General features: G+C 25.5%; 2 protein-coding genes. Both read left to right on the top strand.

What is annotated here, in order from left to right:
- On the top strand, window positions 1-672 hold the full coding sequence (locus tag AWT72_RS10090; RefSeq protein WP_082680601.1) for a two-partner secretion domain-containing protein: 672 nt from the start codon (window positions 1-3) through the stop codon (window positions 670-672).
- 310 nt (window positions 673-982) lie between these two features.
- The coding region (locus tag AWT72_RS08285) for a hypothetical protein (RefSeq protein ID WP_156413121.1) at window positions 983-3,109 on the top strand (2,127 nt) is incomplete at its 3' end.

Raw genomic sequence — 3,109 nt, 5'->3', positions numbered from 1 at the left:
ATAGAAGCTCTAAGTAAAAACGATTTATCAGTAATATTATCAAATGAAAATGGAATAACAGTAGATGGAGCTAATTTCATAAATATACATAATATGACCCTAACAACTTCTAAAGTAAAAGATAATGATGGAAAGTTAGAATATTCTAAACCAAAAGGAGAAGTATTATCACTAAGTGATTTAGATACAACAGACGTAGAAAGATTTAATATAAAGGCAAAGATATTAAAGGTACAAGGAGACGTAAAAGCTAAAAAGTTATTAGTAGAAACAAAAGCAGGTGAAAAAGGAATACCAATAAGTGCAGATATAGTAGGTTCAATCCATGCAGATAGAGTAACAATAGTAGCGACAAATTCAGGAATTGGAGTTAAAAGTATAAATGCTAATAAGACAAGAATAAAAGCAAAAGAAATTAAATATGATAAGATAAATAGTAAAAAGACATATATAACATTAGAAGATGACTTTAAAAATGAAGAAAAGATAAAAGCAGATAAAAGACTATACATAAAAGCTAAAAACATATTAAATGAAGAAGGAAAAAATTTAAAAGGTAGAAATATAATATTAGAAGCAGATGATAAAGTATTAAATAGTAATGGTTCAAAGATAAGTGCAGAAAAATATTTATACATAAAAGCCAAAAAATTAGANNGAAGACTTTGGTAAGTTAAAAAAGATATGGAAAGATAAAGATGGCAAAGTATATGATGAAAAAGCACTAGAAGCATGGAAATTCTACAATTGGGGTAGAATAACAAGAAGTAAATTACTTTCAGGGAAAACAACAGAAGAATTTCAAAAAGGGATTTTAGACTATTTTAGCAGTAAATTTGGTGAAGGTTATGATAAAAACTTTAGAGATTTTCATAAGGATATAGTAATAAAGACAGGATTTTTAATTAATCGTGATGGTAAAGAAATAAAAACTTTAACAGCAGGTTATGAAGTAGTAGGTCAAAAAGTAAAACTATCTGAATTGAGTGGAACTGATATTAAACTAGAAATAGAAGATAATATAACTAATAAGGATAGTATAATAAAAGCAGAAAATTCTAATGTAATTAAAACAAAAGTATTTAATAATATATCAAGTGTAAAAAAAGAAGAATTCATTTTTCAAGATGGTATAGAAAAATTAACTACTAAAAGTTTAAATTCTTGTGAAGGTTGTCTTTATGATAATACTGCAATATATGAAAGAAAATTAAATGAAAGCAATAAAATAGATAATGTAGACTTGTATCTTCCTAATTCAGAATTAATAGGAAAAGAAATAGTATTAGAAACAAAAGAATCAAACTTTAAAGGTCATGGGCAAGACAAGATAGTAGAAGGTAAATTATCAAATCTATATTTAAGAACAGATAAATTAAATGTAGATAATTTTGGTTTGCATCATACTAATATATCAATAGAAAGTGATGATATAAGATTAAAAAATGGAGGATTAATAGCAGATAATCAATTAAATATTAAAACTAAGAAATTAGAATCAATAGGAGATATATCGGTAAGTAAAATAGAGAATATAACAAGAAAACAAGGAGAATTTAAAAGCCAAAAATTACTTAGTGAAAATTATTTAAAAAGTAAGTTAGTAGGACAAAATGTATTAATAAAAGCAGATGAGGTAACATTAAAAGCAACAGATATAATAGCAAATGGAAATATATTATTAGATTCAAAGAAATTAAATATTAAAGAAGATATAAAAACAGTAGTAGATATAACAAAAGAAAAGATAAATAAAATTGAGGCAAAAGCTGAAAACTATGAAAGACCTAAAACACCAAAGGAAAGAAAAGAAGCAGAAAAGAAAGCAAAGGCAGAAGCAGAAGCTAGAGCAAAAGCCAAAGCAGATGGAAAAGAAGAAGAACCTATTATTAAAGTTGAAAAGACAAGAGAAAGAAAAGCAAGTTTAAAATTAGCATACAAGTACAAAGATTTAGATAAAAAATTAGTAGATAATCAAGTAGTAAGTTCAGTTATACTAGGTAAGAATATACAGTTAAGTGGTGATGATATACATATAAAAGGTTCTAATATATTAGCAGATGAAAAAGCAAGTATAATAGGAAAGAATGTATACATAGATGAAGCTCGTAACAAGATGAATGAAACAAAAGTATCTAATGAATTAGAATTAGGAATAAAAGCAGAAGCAGGAACAAAAAGAGGAGTTAATGTAGGTATAAATTTAGAATATGATAATACAAAGAGTGATACAGCTTTTGATTATAGTAATAAATCAAATATAATAGCAAAGAATATAGAAATAAAAGCTTTAGAAGATATATCATCAAGTGCAGATATGAAAGCTAAAGAAAATATATTAATAAAAGGAAATAATATATACTTAAAAGATACAAAGACATTAATAAAAGGGCAAGAACAAAATAATGGATTTAAGTTAAAATTAGAAACAGGAGTAAATTCAACATTATTAAGTATAGTAGATAATATAGCAGATATAGTAACACCAGGAGAACAAAATCATGCAGCAAATGCTTTATCAAAATTTGGAAATCTAAAAAGTATGCTAAGTAGTTCACATAATGTTAATAGAATAATAAGTAAAGGAAATCCATTAAACCTAGTAGAAGCTTATGTAGAAGCAGAAGCAAGTATACACCATAAAGATTCAAAGATAGATAAAGTATTAAGTAATAAAGGAAGTTTAGAAGCAAAGAATATAACATTAGATGCTAAAAACAATGTAGAGTTAACAAATCAAAAGTTAGTAGCAGATGAAATAAATATATACGGAGAAAAACTATTATTAAAACAAGGAAAGAATATAGATAAAAGTCTAACAAATAGTGTAGAAGTAGGGGGAAGAGTAAGATATGATATAATAACACAAAAAGTAAGTGGAGATGCAAGATTATCTTATGAAAGACAAAAACACCTAGGAGTAACTTATGATGATAATGAATTAAAAGCAAAGAAATTAAATATTAAAGTAAAGAAAGTAGAAAAAGAAGAAAATAAGGGAATAGAAGAAAAAGATATATCAGGATTTAGTATATTAGCAGGAACAAATGGAGCAAACATAAATGTAAAGAAAAATGATACTGAAATAGGAATAAATGTAGACTACAAT

Source organism: Oceanivirga salmonicida (assembly GCF_001517915.1).
GTDB classification, from domain to species: domain Bacteria; phylum Fusobacteriota; class Fusobacteriia; order Fusobacteriales; family Leptotrichiaceae; genus Oceanivirga; species Oceanivirga salmonicida.
This window is presented reverse-complemented; position numbering and strand designations above follow the sequence as displayed.